This window comes from Bradyrhizobium sp. SPXBL-04, from assembly GCF_051853035.1.
Classification (GTDB): domain Bacteria; phylum Pseudomonadota; class Alphaproteobacteria; order Rhizobiales; family Xanthobacteraceae; genus Bradyrhizobium; species Bradyrhizobium zhanjiangense.
Window position 1 is genome coordinate 2,230,864 of record NZ_CP182472.1, and the last position, 16,610, is coordinate 2,247,473.

Consider the following 16,610-nt stretch of genomic DNA (forward strand, 5'->3'; position numbering starts at 1 on the left):
TTCACCTTCTGCCGGGCAAGCCTCGGCCTCCCGATATTCCGAAAATACGCTCTGCAACCTGCAGATCGTCGGTCGTGTCGATCTCATACCACCTGAGGCCATCGCATCGCACCGCCGCAAGCTGCAGGCCCCGCAGTTCGACGAGATAAGAAAGCAGCTCCTCTGTGTACGCCTGGGTCGCTCCGGACCCGATGATCTCGTCCAAGGCCGGAACAATCGTCGCCTGGAGGGTCGGCGCCGAGAGTCGTAACAGATTCATCGTTTTGAAAAGAGTTGGCCCATTCCCGACCAAGTTTTCGCCGGTTTGCTTCATTCGGAACTCCGAGATGAAGCCGCAATCCGACAACAAAACCGCCGACCCTTCCATCGATTCATCGAAGGGAGCGATTGCAGCCACGTCGGGGGCTTGGCTGATCATCAGATAGCGCAGCGCATCCTCCTCGAAGAAGACGTCGCCCTCCAGGAGAAAGCAGTCTCCGGAGAGCAGCGCCTCGCGCGCCAGCCAAACGGAGTAGGCGCTGCCGGTGCGGTCAAAGATCGGCGATTCCACATAATCGATCTCGAGCGCACCGAAGCGTCGACCGCACGCGTATTGAATAGCGTCCTTGCGATAACCGACGACGATCGTCACCTCTTTGACCCCGACGGCCTCCAAGTTGCGCAGGGCATTGTGGAGGATGGACGTGCCGTTGACCTCGACCAGCGGCTTCGGCCGCAAATCCGTCAGCGGTCGCAGGCGAGAGCCGACACCGGCGGCGAGAATGATGGCCTTCGCCGGAGCGCTACTCACCGTTTGAGGTCGTTTATCGTCGATAGACATCGCGTCCTTGGTTACAAGAAGTCAAGAAGTTCGATAAGCTTGGCGCTTCTTCGATCCGGAAGCTCAATGGCGCTGGCTAGGCAGCTAGACGTCGGAGCTCTCGAGCTCTTCGTTTGTCGTGGATCACGTTTCAACAGCTCCCGCGAAGATCCGATCATGACGCGCATACAAGAGCGCGTCTGCGTCGTCGAACAGGTCGCGCAAGGCTGAGGAGTGAGGTTGGCACATCAATGTGAAGCTAATGGTCGAGGTCGTCGGGTTGCAGATATCGGGCTTCCGCAGTCGCGAGTTCGTTGTACTCGAGTAGGTCGAACAGCTCGTCGAGCGGCGCGATATTGGGCTCGATGTTTGCAGTGGTCTCCTCGGCGAAGATGCGACCGCAGACTTGTCGCATTGCGGATACTGCAGCTCGCAGGGAGTGGTTGGCCCAGATCACCGTGGAAATGCGATCTTTGCGATAGGCAGAGATAGGCGTCCGATAGTACTTCGTTGGAACGATCACCACCGGCAGCCTGTTCTGCCAGGCGCACGTGAACGCATGGATCTCGTCCGCGGCGCTCCGTCGCGAGTGAATGAGGATCGCGTCCGCTCCCGCATCGGCGTAAGCGTGAGCGCGCGAAATTGCTTCGTCCATTCCGTGCCCGGCGATCAGCGCCTCAATGCGGGCCACCAGAACGAGGTCGTCGGCAACCGTGTCCTTCACCGCGCGCAAACGGCCGGCGAATTCGCCGGTGTCGGCGAGGGGATGTCGATCGCCAACGAACGAGTTCATCTTCGGAAAGCAGCTGTCTTCCAGCGCTAATCCGGCGGCGCCACGCTGACGGAGTTTGCGCGCGAGCAGGCGAGCGTTATTGAAGTTGCCGAAGCCGCCGTCCCCGTCGACCAGGACCGGCAACTGGCTCGAATCCACGATCCGCTCGACGCTATCGACAAGTTGGCTCCAGGATGCTTCGTTGGCGTCGCGGTAACCCAGAGAGGAGGCTATCGACAGACCCGATGCCCAGAGGCCCTTGAAACCTGCGCGCTGGGCGATCGCGGCGGAGAGGCCGTCATGCGCTTCCATCAGAAAGGAAAGTTCGCTGTTGCAGCAGACCTCAGCGCGCATCAGTTCGACGTGTGAGCCGATGGATTGAATGGAGGCCTTGGCCAGGACATTTGGCGAGGGAGGGGGCATGCCGATTCCTTGTGCGTCTGACCGGCCGACGTTCATTAGTGAACGGTGACATGTATCTGTCATGTCGATCAATCACGAGAACTGGCAGTTGACTCGGAGCTCGAATTGCTGAGGCTCGCTCCAAATGTGCGGTAACTCTGACCAAGCCTGGATGATGATCAGATGGTCGATCGTTTCTGATATTGCTTTGAGCCTTGCAATTTCTCGCCGCCGGTTGCGGCTCTGCGTGAGCGCCACGGGCGGGCTTGTCGCAGTCCCGACCGTCGGATTGTCAAGCGTTCCGAACGAGGGGGCGGAGGCACGCACCAGCCCGAGTTGATTGGCGCCCCCTAGTGTTTACCAGCGTGTGCTCTAATCGCAGCAGCGACAGCATGATCGTCGGCTGCGGCCTCCCGCCGCGCAGTTCCCGCGTCCTGGAGCACCGCCCAATGATTGAGCGGATCTGAGGGCCCAGAGTCTCATGTCGGCTGCGCGACGTGCTGTCGGATCCCTGACATAGCGATCAAGCAGAGCTGCTAAGAAACAAACCATCGCGATTGGCACAGACCTTGATTGAGGCTGTCAGGGAATAGCGCCTGTGCAGGGAGCGGAAGCGATGGCTCACCAGATCATCGGTTCGCAATGTCTTGTCCCGTGCGGGCACGACCGTTCGAAGGACGCGACGCATGGCAACTGGGGAGCCCGTGTGGCTTTGTCGGCGTGATCGATTACTGGATTATGGTTCGCGCCGACATCGCGGCGCGGTCGCGCCGCGGCGCTACGGCTGTGCCTGGCCCTGCACCTGCCGGCGCTCACATACGCGACGGCGCCGAATTCAAGCGCCTCGAAGCCGAGGTTCGGCGGGTAGAGTTTGACTACCCGTCACGGGTTGATTGGGGCAAAGTCACTACGCGATCGCTCGATATCCTGTCGAGGCAGTCAAAGGACATTCTGGTCGCCTGCTGGGCGAGCTATGGTTTGTTTAAGATCGAGGGATATGAGGGTCTTGCCGTCGGCCTTGCCCTCTTGCGCCAGATGGTGGACGCACATTGGGAGGGGCTATTTCCGCCGATCACGCAGGAGCGTGCCCGGATCGGAGCGCTCGATTGGCTCGTTGCTCGCCTCGCGCCGGCGGTGGCTGAAATTGTGCCCACCGAAGCCGACGCTTGCGCAGTGGTCGTCGCCTATGATGCGCTTGATGATCTCGTTCGCCAACTCAGCGGGAAGCTGATCGACAAGCAACTCACTTTGGAGGTTCTGCTCCGGACACTGCAATCGTACTACGAACAAGCCACGTGCGCGCTGGTCACCGCGACCGAGCATGCCGCTGAAGCGGTCCAAGCTGCAGAGCGGATGGAGGCGCAACATCGCCCGGCTGAGGGTACGCAGCCAGCAGCACCGAATTTAGCGCTAGCGCCTTGCGCCCACGGCTATTGCGCTATCTTTATGGACCTCTTGTCACTCACCAAAACCTAATCGGACCAGGGGCGAGTCTCGGGCGTAATCTGGGCCCTCCACGGTTGGTCGAGGCTGGTGAAAGGACATCGGCGTCCCATCATCCCATTGTCCTGCGGGGTCTCACTTCGTTGTATTCGACCATTTCGCAGGCGTCGCCCAGATCCGTTGAGCGCGCCCCCAGGGGACAGTGCATCAGGGCTATCGTGGCCTGCCGCCCGCGATACCTAAAAGCAAGGCGTGATGGTATCTGAAGCGGACGCGAGTCCGTTCAATCGCAAAAGTAGATCGTTCCATCGGGTAAGTGTATCAAACATTGAATCATAGAAGAAGCGCAGCCACAAATCGTCGCAAATTTCAGTTCCTTACCTATGCATTCAAACATGCGGGGAAGTCGTGCGATGTCAGGTGCAGAGTGGAGATCAGAGAGCGCATACCACAATGTCAGGAAAGCAGAACCGGCCGACATAGCCTGGGAGTGGCTGCGCCGCGATCACGAGTATCAAAAAGCCTTCAGAGCCCTGCTAGGGAGCAAACGTTCAGGTGCGACGGATCACTTCCGACGGAAGTGGGGGCTGACGTTTCGCAGCTGATCCGAACCAGACGTTCGACAAACAGGCTGTATTCTGGTCGCCTGAGGCGCTGTCGACCGTGCTGACCGTCTGCACGGCGATCGGCTCGACCGCGTCCAATCCGTACGAGCTTGATTTCGCCGACCTGGCAGGCAGCGAGCTTCGTCAAGCGCCCGATGGATGGCATGCCATCGTGCCGCTCGGAGGAGCGAAGCATCGGCTTTGGCTAAGAGAACTTCCGCCGGGCGGATCATTCGTTTTCGTCGACCTGCCGCTCGACCGGAATTTCGACCTTCGCCTGCAGGCTGCACATCGATTTTGGCTGGCGCTCGAACGGCGTCCCGTTGGACGGCCGCCTCTTGCTCCGTCGATCGGAGCCCGGCATCGGCACATCCTCGCCTTGCGTGCGGTGGATGCGTGGCTCGAGGGCAACAGCTATCGCAACATCGCGCAGGGCCTCTTTGGCAAGCCACGGATTCCCGATCGAAGCTGGAAGACACACGATCTGCGCAGCCGGACCATTCGTCTGGTCAAGCAGGGATTGCGCCTCATGCGAGGCGGCTATCGTGACCTGCTCCGCCATAAGGGCAAAGACACTGACGACACCACCTGAGCTCTCGCTGATCGGCCAGCCGCATGCCGTGCTCCCAACCAGCAGCCCGCAGGCAAACGACTATATCCCACTGGTGAACCTCTGTGCGAATACCGCGACGGAGCTCGTCCAGCCCGGCAAACGCTTGCAGTGAACGATCTGGAGGTCGCGATGCACACCGCCCTTAGCCTGATCGCGACCTGGCTCCTGATCAACGCGCTTTTTTTTGTCGTGATGACGCCGGTGGACAGGTCGGACCGGTAACGCTCAGCCGGGAGCAAGCTCTCAGGAGGCAAGCGTTACGCTGGCCGGCAGGTGCATCGCTGTCCCGTTCATGTCGAAACTGCTGGCTGTCTGACTGGGTGTCCGGCCGGCACGCAGTCGATGTCAGCTTCGCAACCAATGTCGGCAGGCGGACATGGCCGTGCGGCCTTGAGCGACTGAAATACGCGAGTCTTTAGCCGGCACGCAGCTTGCAGTTAATGGGCCGCCAGCTGGCGCAAACCATCTATGTACGTTTCGCGATCGCTGCTTGTCTTGCGCCGCTTGCGCTTGACGCGCGAAGCCTGTGAGCGCGGACATCCTCATGCGGAGCAAACCCATGAAAACGTCACTCCTCTCTGCCGCATTGCTCTCGATTGCCTCTTTCACCGCCGTGACCGTTTCGCAGGCGCCGACGAATGCGGCCGCAGCTGATGATCCGTTCCTTTGGCTCGAGGAGATCGAAGGGCCGGGCGCGTTGGCCTGGGCACGCGCCGAGAATGACAAGACCCTCGGCGTGCTCCAGTCAGACCCCCGCTATCGGCGCTTCTACGAACAGGCGCTCAGGATCCTGCAGGCCAAGGATCGGATCGCGTACGTTTCGTTGGGACGGCACGGACTGGAAAATTTTTGGCAAGATGATCACCAGGTGCGCGGCATCTGGCGGCGCACCACGCTTGAGAGCTATCGCAGCCAGGACCCGCGATGGGAGACCATCCTCGATATCGACGCGCTCGCTGTCGCCGAGAACAGGAATTGGGTCTATAAACGCCGCAGCTGCCTTCCGCCTGAAGAGCGCCTCTGCCTGATTAGTCTTTCCGATGGCGGCAAGGACGCCGCGTCCATACGAGAGTTCGACCGCGACGCCAAGACCTTCGTTGCGGACGGCTTTTATCTTCCAGAGGGCAAGCAGCACGTCAGCTGGGTCGATGGCGACACACTCCTTGTTGCACGGGACTGGGGCGAGGGGACTTTGACGCAAGCCGGCTACCCCTTTGTGGTGAAGGAGCTCAAACGCGCTCAACCGCTCAGTGAGGCTCGCGAGATCTTTCGTGGCGAGCCCACCGACGTTCAGACGCACCCCTTCGTGCTTCGTGACAGCGAAGCTCATATTCATGCGACCGGCGCGACCCGCGTGATCAACTCCTTCGAGTACGAGCATGTGGTCTTCCGCCCGGACGGGCCCGTCAAGCTCAATCTGCCGAAGAAGGCCACGATCGTCGGGCTCGCGTGCGGCCGCCTGCTTGTGGAGCTTGACGAGGAATGGACACCGCCCGGCGATATCAGCTTCGCCGCCGGATCGCTGATTTCGTATGACCTGTCCGAATGGAAACAGGATCCGCTGCGCGCCAAAGCCTCGCTTGTCTTTCAACCTAGGCCCCGCCAGGCCTTGAGCGGCTTAAGCGCCACAAAGAATTTGTTGATCCTGACGATCCTTGAGAACGTTCAGAGTCAAGCGTTCGTTTATAAGTACGATCAGGGAGCTTGGTCGGCGACGCCGATCCCGCTGCCGGAACATACAAATGTCAGTCTGTCAGCCACCTCCGATGAAGCGGACCAGGCCATGTTCGCCGTCTCGAGCTATCTCAGACCAACGTCAATCTGGTATTTTGATGCCGAAAGCAAAAGGCTTGAGGAATTGAAGACGACACCGTCTGCCTTCGATGCGTCCAACCATGTCGTGGAGCAACTCGAGGCCACTTCGCGTGATGGCACGTCAATTCCCTATTTTCTGGTGCGGCCCAAGAACGCAAGGTTTGACGGCACGATCCCGACGCTTCTCCAAGGCTATGGCGGGTTCCAGGTTCCGCTTCTGCCCTCTTATCTGGGACCGGTGGGGCGGCTATGGCTCGAACAGGGCAATGCCTATGTCGTTGCGAACCTGCGCGGGGGCGGCGAGTTTGGCCCCCAATGGCATCAAGCGGCCCGGGCGGCAACGAAGCAGACGACATGGGATGATTTCATTGCCGTTGCCGAGGACCTGATCCGCCGGAAGATCACCAGTCCGCGCCGGCTAGGCGCGATCGGCGGCAGCCAGGGCGGCCTGCTCGTTGGCACCGCAATCACCCAGCGTCCCGAGCTCTTCAACGCGGCGATCATCCAGGTGCCGCTGTTTGACATGCTTCGATACACCAAACTGGGCGCGGGCGCCTCCTGGATCGGCGAGTACGGTGACCCCGCCATTGCCGAGCAGCGTGCGTGGATCGAAGGCTACTCGCCCTACCAGAAGCTGGTGGCGGGCAAGACCTATCCCGTTCCCTTAATTCTTACCTCCACCAAGGACGACCGCGTGCATCCTGCGCACGGCCGCAAGGCTGCCGCGAGGCTCGCCGCGCTGGGCCAGCCTTACTTCTACTACGAGAACATCGATGGAGGACACAGCGCCGCGGCCAATCTCATGGAACATGCGCGTCGGCTGGCCCTTGAATACACCTATGCATGGAGGCGGCTTTGTTCTGAGTAAATTCGGTGGACGGGTTGATCCAAGCCGATAAAAGACGCGCTTCTTGAGGATTGTCTCGGCAGACCCCTGTTCGTCCGACATGGCCCGGCGTACGGCTGACATCCAAGGGCGAACAGCGCAGCCCTGCGAGTGTCTTGAGGGCGGCAGCTAGCGGGCTGTTGAAGAAGTCTCTGGCGGAATGGAATTGGACGTGATTCTCTCGATGATTGAATCGGAAGGCCGGGATGCGGGGATCGGACGAGCGGTCTGGATCGCTGTTCAGTTACGTAGACCTTGAAGCGCGGGTTCGCCGGGATCATCCGCTACGGACGATCCGGGCAATCGTGAACGCTGCGCTGGACGATCTTTCGAAGGCATTTGCAGGGCTTTACACGGACTTTGGCCGGCCCTCGATTGCACCTGAACGGCTGCTCCGGGCGATTTTGCTGCAGGCCTTCTACGGCATCCGCTCGGAACGACAATTGATGGAACGGCTGGAGTTCGACCTGTTATTCCGCTGGTCTGCTGGTCTGGGAGTGGACGATCAGGTGTGGAATCACTCGACCTTTTCCAAGAACCGCGACCGGCTGTTAGAGGGTGAGATCGCCGCTAAGTTCCTTTCGGCGGTAATGGCTCAGCCGAAAGTGAAGCGGCTATTTCGAGCGACCACTTCTCGGTGGACGGCACGCTGATCGAGGCGTGGGCTTCGATCAAGAGCTTCCGCAGAAGGGATGGAGGCGACAACGACAGTGGGGGGCCGGGACGTAACGCTGAGCGCAGCTTCCACAAGGAGAAGCGTTCAAACAAGACGCACCAAAGCACCACCGATCCGGAGGCTCGGCTGTACAAGAAGGGCGATGGGCAGCCGGCCAAGCTCTGCTACATGGGGCATGCTCTGATGGAAAATCGCCATGGTTTGGCGGTCGGCGGCATTGTCAGCCAGGCCACCGGTACGGCCGAACGAGAGACAGCGCTGGCGTTGATTGATAATTGCCATCCCAGAGGCCGGCGGGTCACGCTCGGCGCGGACAAGGCTTATGACGTTACGCAGTTCGTGCACGACTTGAGAGAACGATCGGTGACGCCGCACATCGCAATCGACGGACACCTCAGCAAGACCGGCGTCCCGCGCAAGACGGCGGTCGATGCCCGCTCCACCCGCCATGCCGGCTACGAGATCAGCCAACGCTGCCGCAAGCGGATTGAGGAAGTGTTCGGATGGATCAAGAGTTCCGCCGGTCTGGCCAAGGTAAAGCTGCGAGGGCGCGAGCGTGTGGACGCCGTCTTTACGTTGGCGCTTGCCGCCTACAATCTGATCCGCCTGCCCAAGCTGCTGGCGGTGCAGCTATGAGCGTGCGGGGCAAATGGCGCGTCGTGGAAACGCCCGATCACGGCATGGCTGGGGCGGGCTCTTACATCCTGTTCACAAACGACGGTGGCGAATTCGCTCTGGATTGCCTCACGGGAGCAATACATGGCCGCTGCGAAGGCGATGCCGTCGAGTTCACATGGGATGGCAACGACGAGATGGAGCCCGCAAAAGGCCGTGGTTGGGCAGAACAGCTCGCCGATGGCTCGCTCGAAGGTAAGATATGCCTCGAAGGCGGCGACAACATTCCTTTTATCTCCCGCCGACTGGCTGCTTCTTCAAGAGCCTGCAAGAGCCACGCGACAAAAATGAGCACGTGACCAGCGCAGCGACGCCGGGCGTCTCTTGCCGCCCGTCTTGATGGCCGGGAGACTCTTCGCTAGATCACAACGGTTCACTATGGAGATGCCGCCGTGACAATGGGTATTGTGAAGTGGTTCAATTCGACCAAAGGTTATGGGTTCATCAGGCCTGAGGACGGTAGTTCCGATGTCTTCGTGCACATCAGTGCCGTCGAAAAGGCCGGTTACACCACCCTCGAAGAGGGGGCACGGGTAAGTTATCAGCTCAAGGCCGGGCGTTCGGGCAAGATGTCAGCTGAGGATCTCCGGGTTGGCTGATCCGACTCGCCTCCAGAAACTGCTCACTGCAAAGCGTGTTCTCGCACCTGTCCGGCGATGCCTTGTCACGGCGCGCCGGGCGTTTGGCCTTTCGACGATCTCTTCCTGCCCCGAGGCTTTCTCGCAAACCGCATGACAGCCTTGATCTCCTGAGGCCGTCGACCGATCGCTGCCGTCAGAGTTACAGGAGTTGCGAGCCCGATCGCAGTGTTGACGTGGCAAGATATTCCTGCCAGCCGGCCACGAACCGTCCGGACCGTACGCTCGTGATCAAAGCGCCGGGAAGTGCAAGCCGCCGGGCTGGTGCTCCCCTGTCCAGACGTGATGCATGTAGCTCATGAAAGTGCTCGCACAACCGGGTTCGTCCGTTATGGACCATACTGGCCTGCTGCGCTGAGCCTGCAGGTCTATTTCTGCTACGCGCCGGCGCTTGGGGTGAGCCAATATAGTTGAGGTTAACGGCGCCATGGTGTTGACGATGCACCCCTGACCTTGATCCACTGCACGGGGAACTGCACACATACACAGCCGATCGGAGACACGGCAAATCTCCTTCCAGCTGACGTCCTGAATGTGCTGGCCGGCCAGCCTGCCGGGCGGGCTTCCGTTGCCGAAGTCCGACGCACCGCGAGATCCTGATGAACAGCGGCCATGACTGGACCGAGCGCATGAAGCGGCTGGCCGAACACGCCGGATCTGAGTATCTTTTCGGCGAAGTTTATGTTTCGCGATGCTCTCGGCTCGCAGGCTCAAAGAACGGCCAGCGCGACAAGTCTAGCCGTCGCTCCGCGGATCGGAGCTGGGCGAGAAGCCGATCGTGCTCGTCGGCATGATGGGCGCAGGGAAGTCCTCAATTGGCAGCAAGCTCTCCAGGCTGTTGGGCCTTGAGTTTATCGATTCCGACAAGGAGATCGCGACCAGAGCAGGCAAAGACATTAACCAGATTTTCAAGGACCATGGCGAGCAGTATTTCAGAGATATGGAGGAGAGTGCGATCCTTTCGTTGCTCGAGCGCGGCGTCGGGCGCGTCCCTAGCCGCAACGCACTGGCGGCTCGTGCTGGCAACGGGCGGCGGCGCCTTCATGAGCGAGAAGATCCGCGACTGTATCCGCGAGAAGGGAGTCTCGATCTGGATCAATACCGATCTGGACACGATCACTAAACGCCTGGCTAGGGATAGAACGCGCCCGCTGCTGCAAACCGGCGATGCGAAGGAGGCGATCAAGGAGATGATGCGCGAGCGCGCTGCTGTCTATCAAATGGCCCATCTCAGCGTTGAACCGACCGACCGGAAGATCAATAAGAGCGCGGATGAATTGCTGAGCAAGCTCCACGAAAAGCTTACCGGCGGCACTGCCAGCCAACCTGCTTGAGCGGGCCGTCTTTGTTGTGACGAAGCAGCTCACTCCAGGCCGCGCTCATACTGCTGGACTGAATCCGCATTGACAATTCAGCCCCGGCGTCCCTGTTCATCGATGGCATCCTCCGGGCCGCTGCCGGCTACGGCACAATTTGCCGCGGTACCAACGCCATAGCAGTAGATCGGCGGGCATGCGGCCCGGGTTTTCCTGAATGCCGCGGGGGCCGACGGTTGGGCCGGACTCGTCGGGCGCGGGGCAAGCGCCTGCTGACACGTCAATCCTCGTGTTGTGCAACGAGGCATGCTGATCCACGAAATGGCTCAGCTCGCTGGAGCGATCATCGACAACCAGGGCCGCTTTCTCGCTACCCCCGATGCCATTAGTCCGGTCACCATTTGGAAAGGCAACGTTCAGGTGTTCGAATGTAGAATGCCACTGACGACGATGTCGATGAGCACGATTGGGCTGGGCATGTCAGGCACTTGCGGCGACGGGCAGGTTCTCGTCCTGTATGTCAGACGGTGTTCCGCATCCCATCGATCCGGCCAGCTTCACTGCGGCACCACAATAACTTTCTCGCTCGACAGAGCTCTGTGGTTGATACCCCCTTTATCGTTCATGGCAAGTCGTTGGCAGGTTTGCCATGAACACAGCCTTCGCCTGGCGGCGATTTGGCCACTGCTCAACGCGCTCTTCCTTGTCGCAACGATGCCCGCCCGCAAGTCACGCCGCCAACGCTCAGGCGGCTAAGAGCTCACGCCTCATGTCCGCACGTAAGCGAGAAGCAGCCGCGCCGCGATAGCATTCCCGTCGAACCGGCGGCCTCAGAGGGCAGACGAGGCTGTCTGACGCCGAAACGCTACCTGGCGGACACCTGATTGTCAGCTTCAGAGCCATTGTCGGGAAGCTGGCATGGCGATGCGGCACGATGCGGCGGAAACGTGCTGTTTGTCGGCGGCATGCTGCTTGCACAGATCGAGCTGCGGGCGGCGCGACACAGCGCGTGCACGGTCGCAACACGAATTTCGCTACGTTCGCCCACTCGCAAGAACTTGCGGGCTCTGCCTGCGTGCCTGGTCCGAGGATAAGCCAAATGAAAAAGTCCCTTATGCGCGCCGCGTTGCGCTCGATGATATGTCTTACAGTCGCGCTGCTCCACGGGCAGTCTGGTGCGACCCCAGTGGACGATCCGTTCCTCTGGCTCGAGGAGGTCGAGGGGCCGCGCGCATTGGCCTGGGCACAGGCCGAGAACGAAAAGACGCTCGGCTTGCTGCAATCGGATCCCCGCTACGATCGCTTTTACCGGGACGCGCTGACGATCCTCCAGGCAAAAGACCGGATTCCGTCCGTTTCGCTGAAACGGCAAGGACTTGAAAACTTCTGGCAAGACGAGAGCCATGTGCGCGGCATCTGGCGGCGCACTACGCTTGAGAGCTACCGCGGCCAGGATCCCCGATGGGAGACCATCCTGGACATTGACGCGCTCGCTCTCGCCGAGAACAAGAACTGGGTCTACAAGGGTCGCAGCTGCCTTGAGCGGCGCTGCCTCGTCAAACTCTCCGACGGTGGCAAGGACGCCGTGTCCATACGCGAGTTCGACAGCGAAGCCAAAAGCTTTGTTGCAGGTGGATTCCAACTGCCCGAGGGCAAGCAGAACGTCAGCTGGATTGATCGTGACACCGTCCTTGTTGCACGTGATTGGGGCGAGGGGACCACGACCGAGGCCGGCTTCCCTTTCGTGTTGAAGGAGCTCAAGCGCGCTCAGCCGCTCGATCAGGCGCGCGAAGTCTTTCGCGGCCAGCACACCGACTTCAAGACCTTGCCGTTTGTGCTTGGTGCAGGGCGGATGGATGTAACCGGCGTGGTCCGTCAAATCAACTTCTTCGAGCGGCAGTATGTGCTGTTCGGGCCCGCCGGGCCGATCGAGCTCGATCTGCCGAAGAAGGCCTTGATCGTCGGCATCGCGAGTGGCCGGCTGCTTGTGAAACTGGACGAAGACTGGATCCGCTCCGGCGATACCGGCTTCAAGGCCGGCTCAATGATCTCGTATGATTTGGCCGAATGGAAGCAGGATCCGCTGCGTGCCAAACCCTCTGTCGTTTTCCAGCCCAACTGCCGGCAGGCACTCAGCGGATTTGGCACCACCAGGAATTTCCTGGTCCTGACCATTCTTGACAACCTTCAAAGCAAAGCGTTCGTCTACAGGTACGATCAAGGTGCATGGCATGCCACACCAGTCCCGCTGCCGAAGAATGCGACCGTAAGCCTATCAGCCACTTCCGCGCAAAACGATGAAATGACGTTTACCGTCTCTAACTATCTCACGCCAACATCGCTTTGGTACTTTGATGCCAAAAGCAAACGGCTCGAGCTCTTGAAGACGGCACCTGCGATGTTCGACGCATCGAAGCATGTCGTGGAGCAGCTCGAGGCGACTTCGCGCGATGGGACGCGGATTCCGTACTCTCTGGTGCGGCCCAGGAGCGCAAGATTTGATGGGTCGACCCCGACGCTTCTCTATGGTTATGGCGGGTTTCAGGTTCCGCGTCTCCCTTCATACGAGGGATCTCTGGGTCGGCTTTGGCTCGAGCAGGGGAATGCGTATGTTGTTGCCAACCTGCGGGGAGGCGGCGAGTTCGGTCCACCATGGCACCGGGCTGGCCAGGGGGCAACGAAGCAAAAGACGTGGGATGATTTTATCGCGGTCGCCGACGATCTGATCCGTCGGAAAGTCACAAGTCCGCGCCGGCTCGGCGTGATCGGCGCCAGCCAAGGGGGCCTGCTGGTCGGTGCCGCAATAACCCAGCGCCCCGAGCTTTTCAACGCGGCGATCATAGGGGCGCCGCTGTTCGACATGATTCGATTCACCTACTTGGGCGCGGGCGCGTCCTGGACCGCCGAGTATGGCGACCCGGCCATTCCCGAACAACGAGAGTGGATCGAAACCTACTCGCCGTACCAAATGCTGGTACCGGGCAAGACCTACCCGGAGCCTTTCATTTTTACCTCCACCAAGGACGACCGCGTGCATCCTGCGCACGGCCGTAAGGCCGCCGCGAAGCTCGCTGCACTCGGCCAATCTTATTTTTACTTTGAGAACATCGATGGGGGGCACAGCACTGCCGCAAATCTCATCGAACGTGCACGCCGGCTGGCTCTGGAATACACTTATGCATCCAGGCGGCTTTGCCCCGAGCCACCGGAAGGCGCACCCTAAAATAGGTCAACGGTACCGCGGTCGTAAACGTCAGCACTTCCATGCTAATGAACGAGCTGACTGATCAGCTTCTGTAGATCGCGTCATAGACCTCTACGCCTGGCACTACCAGGCGGAGCAGATAATCGATTTCGCCGGTCAAGCGATAGGCTTCGACGATCTCCGCAATGTCTGCAATGGGACGGCGGAATCCGACCTACCAAGTCGAAGCTTCCGAAGTCGTGCTCACCGTACGGATCGTTCTCCTCCGTAAATCCGGAGAAATCCGCTACGTGACGCAGGGCTTCGGCCTTTACGCACGCGGGTAGCTCTGCGACTCCGATTGTCATTCATGACGTGGCCGCCGCGGAATGCGCCGGAAAGCGTCGTCGAGAAGGGCGATACCATTCATCATCGCGCTCCTCCGCGTTCTCGCTTCGGCAGGGTGCCATGTGACGAGCGCCGAGCCCCGCCCTTATGGAGATAAGGACAGGGCTGCTCCCTGCCCCCCGGAGGGAGCCGCGCTGCCAAGAACAGCGCTACGACGCAACGTTCGTCTCCCTCCGTGGCTGGCGTTCGGTGGGCGGCCAGAGACTCACGCGCGTTCCTTTCGGTTCTCGCCATCTCTTACGACGTTGCGCAACACAATTGCAGAAAGGCGCACAACCAGCTGTTTGAGACGAGCAATCTCTTGCTTGCAGTGTTCCAGCTCGTGCTGTTCGTCCGTCATCACCGATACTTCATGGCGATTTCCCTTATCGTCATGATTCATATCGCACCTCTTCCGACCAAGTGAGCGCGAACGAAGAGTCTCCCCGTGCCTGTCTCGCCAGCCATTAAAATCCAAATCAAGCGCGGCGCGTCGTCAGAAAAAGTACGGAATGTACCAGCAGTTCATTTACCGCCCGAGCGTGTTGCTCCGGCCACAGATTGGAACGTTACGTACAACGACACCGGCAATATACTTTAGAGATGTACTGCAACGAATTTGGATGCGGGTGCTATCAACGCTTTTATCGCTTTGGTGCGTCCAAGCGTTGACGAAGGAGCAAGCAGATCTATGATGTCTCTCTGTTTTCAGACATTTTAGTGAGTCGTGTTATGTCACATGCGATGGAGTTGATTGTAGAGGGCTTTATTCGATTGAAGGACCGTCAGTCCCTTGAGGATCTAATGATGCATCGACGTCGGTTGGCGTTGGATTTGAAGGCCAGGACGGGTTTCGACTGCAAGGCAACAATAGCTCAGATCAATCAGGACATCTCCATCATTGAAGCTGGATTGAGTGCTCTTTCCAAACCGCGCGTTGTGGGAACGTAAGGCCCATATCAGCTTGCTATGCGATTCTTCAGCTCCATCGATTCCCCCGCGGGATTGGCGGCTGCGAGGTCCGGTTGGTTTTAGCCTCCATTGCCGGGCCTCGCTTCTTCGGACACTCGGCGCATGGCTGAAGAACCCTCACTGGAATCGAGCTTACAGGACCTCCGGTCGAGGCATGAGCTTGGCCGTGTGCTGGATCCAAGCCGTGCACCTGAGCCATTGCGGCCGACCGCCCCCGCCCGGGTGAAAGAACCTTCGCGACAACCAGAGCCGCCTCGCAAATAAAGCCGCCTCACTTAATCTGCGTCTTTCATTCGAGATCACCTGTTGGCCGTAACCGGCATGAGGCCCCACCTCGCCATTGCGAGTTTCGCCAGCGCTACAGCTTGGCATGAGCAGATCGGCGGAGGTGCAACGATGGCAAATGCCATGCTTGATGCCAGGCAGGAAGGTGATTCCCATCCTCCCGTCGAGGTGATTACCGGACAGCGCCCAGCGACGCGAGCGCGGTCCTGCTCGCGGCCGCGGCATCAGCCAGGCACGCATTCTGGCCGGCGGTGCATAGATGCCGGCCATGTCGAAGAAAACGGCACCGGAGATTAATGCCATCGTGGAAAGACGATTATGACCGGGCCCTCGTGACGGTGAGGTGAAGCCTCTGCCCGTCCTCCAAAAGAACAGATAGTAGCGGGCAGTCGCTGGTGGTCTTGCTGATGGAAACCGCGGCCTTGCGCTGCCCGATGGAGTAGTGCCTCAGGAGGGCTTCCGTGAAGTCCTTCCGCAGGGATTTCCAGCGGGTCTAAAAGCATGGTGGTTGCCATGGCTTTGATTTCCCTGCGCCCGTTATCTTCATTCAGCAAACTCTTGTCCTGAACCTATTTGCGGCGCACTTTCCTGAGGTTTGGACGATTTCCTGCATCGCACAGGAATTTCGCGGCGGAATTCACATCAGGCGGGAGCTGATCATGCGATCCGATCGCGTAGACGCCCACATCCTTGAGATTGTACAAAAGAACAACCGCCTAACTTCCGAGGTGCTCGGCGAAATGGCCGGGCTTTCTGCTACCGCCCTGTCAAGGACGACTGAAGAGGCTCAGCTCAGAGGTCATCATCGAAGCCGACGCCTCAATCGTCTCGCCGAAGGCGGTGGGAAGACCTATTCAAATGCTTGTGCTGGTCACCCCGGAGCGGGAGCGCGCCTCCCTTTCGAAATCGATCCTATCTGCGATTGCTAAATGATGGTTAGGGCGGCGGCAGTCCTAGACACGAGATCTTGCCGGATCGGCTCGCATAACCAAGTGCTCACCCACAAGGATTTCGTGTCCAACTTCTGACACGGGACAAAGTCCGTCAGGTTCAAAACACCGGCTGCGTTTGGGGCGCCTTGGAGTTTTCAAAGAGTAATCAGGCGCTTGATGCGTGCTGACCGAGATGGCACGCCTGTTGCT

The 16,610-nt window shown here is 59.7% G+C and carries 13 protein-coding genes and 4 pseudogenes; 12 read left to right on the forward strand and 5 right to left on the reverse strand.

Annotated elements, in window-relative coordinates; translation table 11 throughout:
• Position 1: 1 nt before the first annotated feature.
• Together ACNJX8_RS10290 and aepX are read right to left on the reverse strand one after the other, a co-directional pair.
• Positions 2-820, reverse strand: a complete 819-nt coding sequence (locus ACNJX8_RS10290; protein ID WP_439360501.1) for a phosphocholine cytidylyltransferase family protein — start codon at positions 818-820, stop codon at positions 2-4.
• A gap of 238 nt (positions 821-1,058) precedes the next feature.
• Complete coding sequence (aepX, locus tag ACNJX8_RS10295) at positions 1,059-1,925, reverse strand: phosphoenolpyruvate mutase (protein WP_439361873.1); 867 nt, start codon at positions 1,923-1,925, stop codon at positions 1,059-1,061.
• Positions 1,926-2,693: 768 nt separating this feature from the next.
• Here aepX and ACNJX8_RS10300 point away from each other — a divergent pair.
• The 11 genes and pseudogenes from ACNJX8_RS10300 to ACNJX8_RS10350 all read left to right on the forward strand — a co-directional run bounded on the left by ACNJX8_RS10300 (position 2,694) and on the right by ACNJX8_RS10350 (position 13,863).
• Complete coding sequence (locus tag ACNJX8_RS10300; protein ID WP_439360502.1) at positions 2,694-3,449, forward strand: type VI secretion system ImpA family N-terminal domain-containing protein; 756 nt, start codon at positions 2,694-2,696, stop codon at positions 3,447-3,449.
• Between the two features lie 380 nt (positions 3,450-3,829).
• Positions 3,830-4,021, forward strand: a complete 192-nt coding sequence (locus ACNJX8_RS10305; protein WP_439360503.1) for a transcriptional regulator domain-containing protein — start codon at positions 3,830-3,832, stop codon at positions 4,019-4,021.
• Positions 4,022-4,079: 58 nt separating this feature from the next.
• Positions 4,080-4,613, forward strand: a complete 534-nt coding sequence (locus ACNJX8_RS10310; protein ID WP_439360504.1) for a DUF2285 domain-containing protein — start codon at positions 4,080-4,082, stop codon at positions 4,611-4,613.
• Between the two features lie 580 nt (positions 4,614-5,193).
• Positions 5,194-7,317, forward strand: coding sequence for a prolyl oligopeptidase family serine peptidase (locus ACNJX8_RS10315; protein WP_439360505.1), 2,124 nt, complete (start codon positions 5,194-5,196; stop codon positions 7,315-7,317).
• 224 nt (positions 7,318-7,541) lie between these two features.
• Positions 7,542-8,647, forward strand: a pseudogene (locus ACNJX8_RS10320) (IS5 family transposase).
• A complete protein-coding gene (locus ACNJX8_RS10325; protein ID WP_439360506.1) occupies positions 8,644-8,985 on the forward strand; it encodes a hypothetical protein in 342 nt (113 codons plus the stop codon). Before ACNJX8_RS10320 ends, ACNJX8_RS10325 begins: the two are co-directional and overlap by 4 nt.
• A 93-nt stretch (positions 8,986-9,078) precedes the next feature.
• Complete coding sequence (locus ACNJX8_RS10330) at positions 9,079-9,285, forward strand: cold-shock protein (protein ID WP_439360507.1); 207 nt, start codon at positions 9,079-9,081, stop codon at positions 9,283-9,285.
• 832 nt (positions 9,286-10,117) lie between these two features.
• Positions 10,118-10,165 (forward strand): annotated as a pseudogene (locus ACNJX8_RS10335) (hypothetical protein); the annotation flags it as partial.
• A gap of 76 nt (positions 10,166-10,241) precedes the next feature.
• On the forward strand, positions 10,242-10,658 hold the full coding sequence (locus ACNJX8_RS10340; protein WP_439360508.1) for a shikimate kinase: 417 nt from the start codon (positions 10,242-10,244) through the stop codon (positions 10,656-10,658).
• Positions 10,659-10,946: 288 nt separating this feature from the next.
• Positions 10,947-11,396 (forward strand): hypothetical protein, encoded by a 450-nt coding sequence (locus ACNJX8_RS10345; protein WP_439360509.1) that lies wholly within the window; start codon positions 10,947-10,949, stop codon positions 11,394-11,396.
• 343 nt (positions 11,397-11,739) lie between these two features.
• A complete protein-coding gene (locus ACNJX8_RS10350) occupies positions 11,740-13,863 on the forward strand; it encodes a prolyl oligopeptidase family serine peptidase (RefSeq protein WP_439360510.1) in 2,124 nt (707 codons plus the stop codon).
• Between the two features lie 64 nt (positions 13,864-13,927).
• Here ACNJX8_RS10350 and ACNJX8_RS10355 read toward each other — a convergent pair whose 3' ends face one another.
• The 3 genes and pseudogenes from ACNJX8_RS10355 to ACNJX8_RS10365 all read right to left on the reverse strand — a co-directional run bounded on the left by ACNJX8_RS10355 (position 13,928) and on the right by ACNJX8_RS10365 (position 14,614).
• Positions 13,928-14,041, reverse strand: a complete 114-nt coding sequence (locus ACNJX8_RS10355; RefSeq protein ID WP_439361874.1) for an Lrp/AsnC ligand binding domain-containing protein — start codon at positions 14,039-14,041, stop codon at positions 13,928-13,930.
• A gap of 31 nt (positions 14,042-14,072) precedes the next feature.
• Positions 14,073-14,192, reverse strand: a pseudogene (locus tag ACNJX8_RS10360) (DUF3768 domain-containing protein); the annotation flags it as partial.
• A 245-nt stretch (positions 14,193-14,437) separates the two neighbouring features.
• Entirely contained in the window at positions 14,438-14,614 is a 177-nt protein-coding gene (locus tag ACNJX8_RS10365; RefSeq protein ID WP_439360511.1) for a hypothetical protein, read from the reverse strand.
• Positions 14,615-16,127: 1,513 nt separating this feature from the next.
• On the opposite strand from ACNJX8_RS10365, the pseudogene ACNJX8_RS10370 reads away from it, so the two are divergent.
• Positions 16,128-16,392 (forward strand): annotated as a pseudogene (locus tag ACNJX8_RS10370) (AsnC family transcriptional regulator); the annotation flags it as partial.
• Between the last annotated feature and the right edge of the window lie 218 nt (positions 16,393-16,610).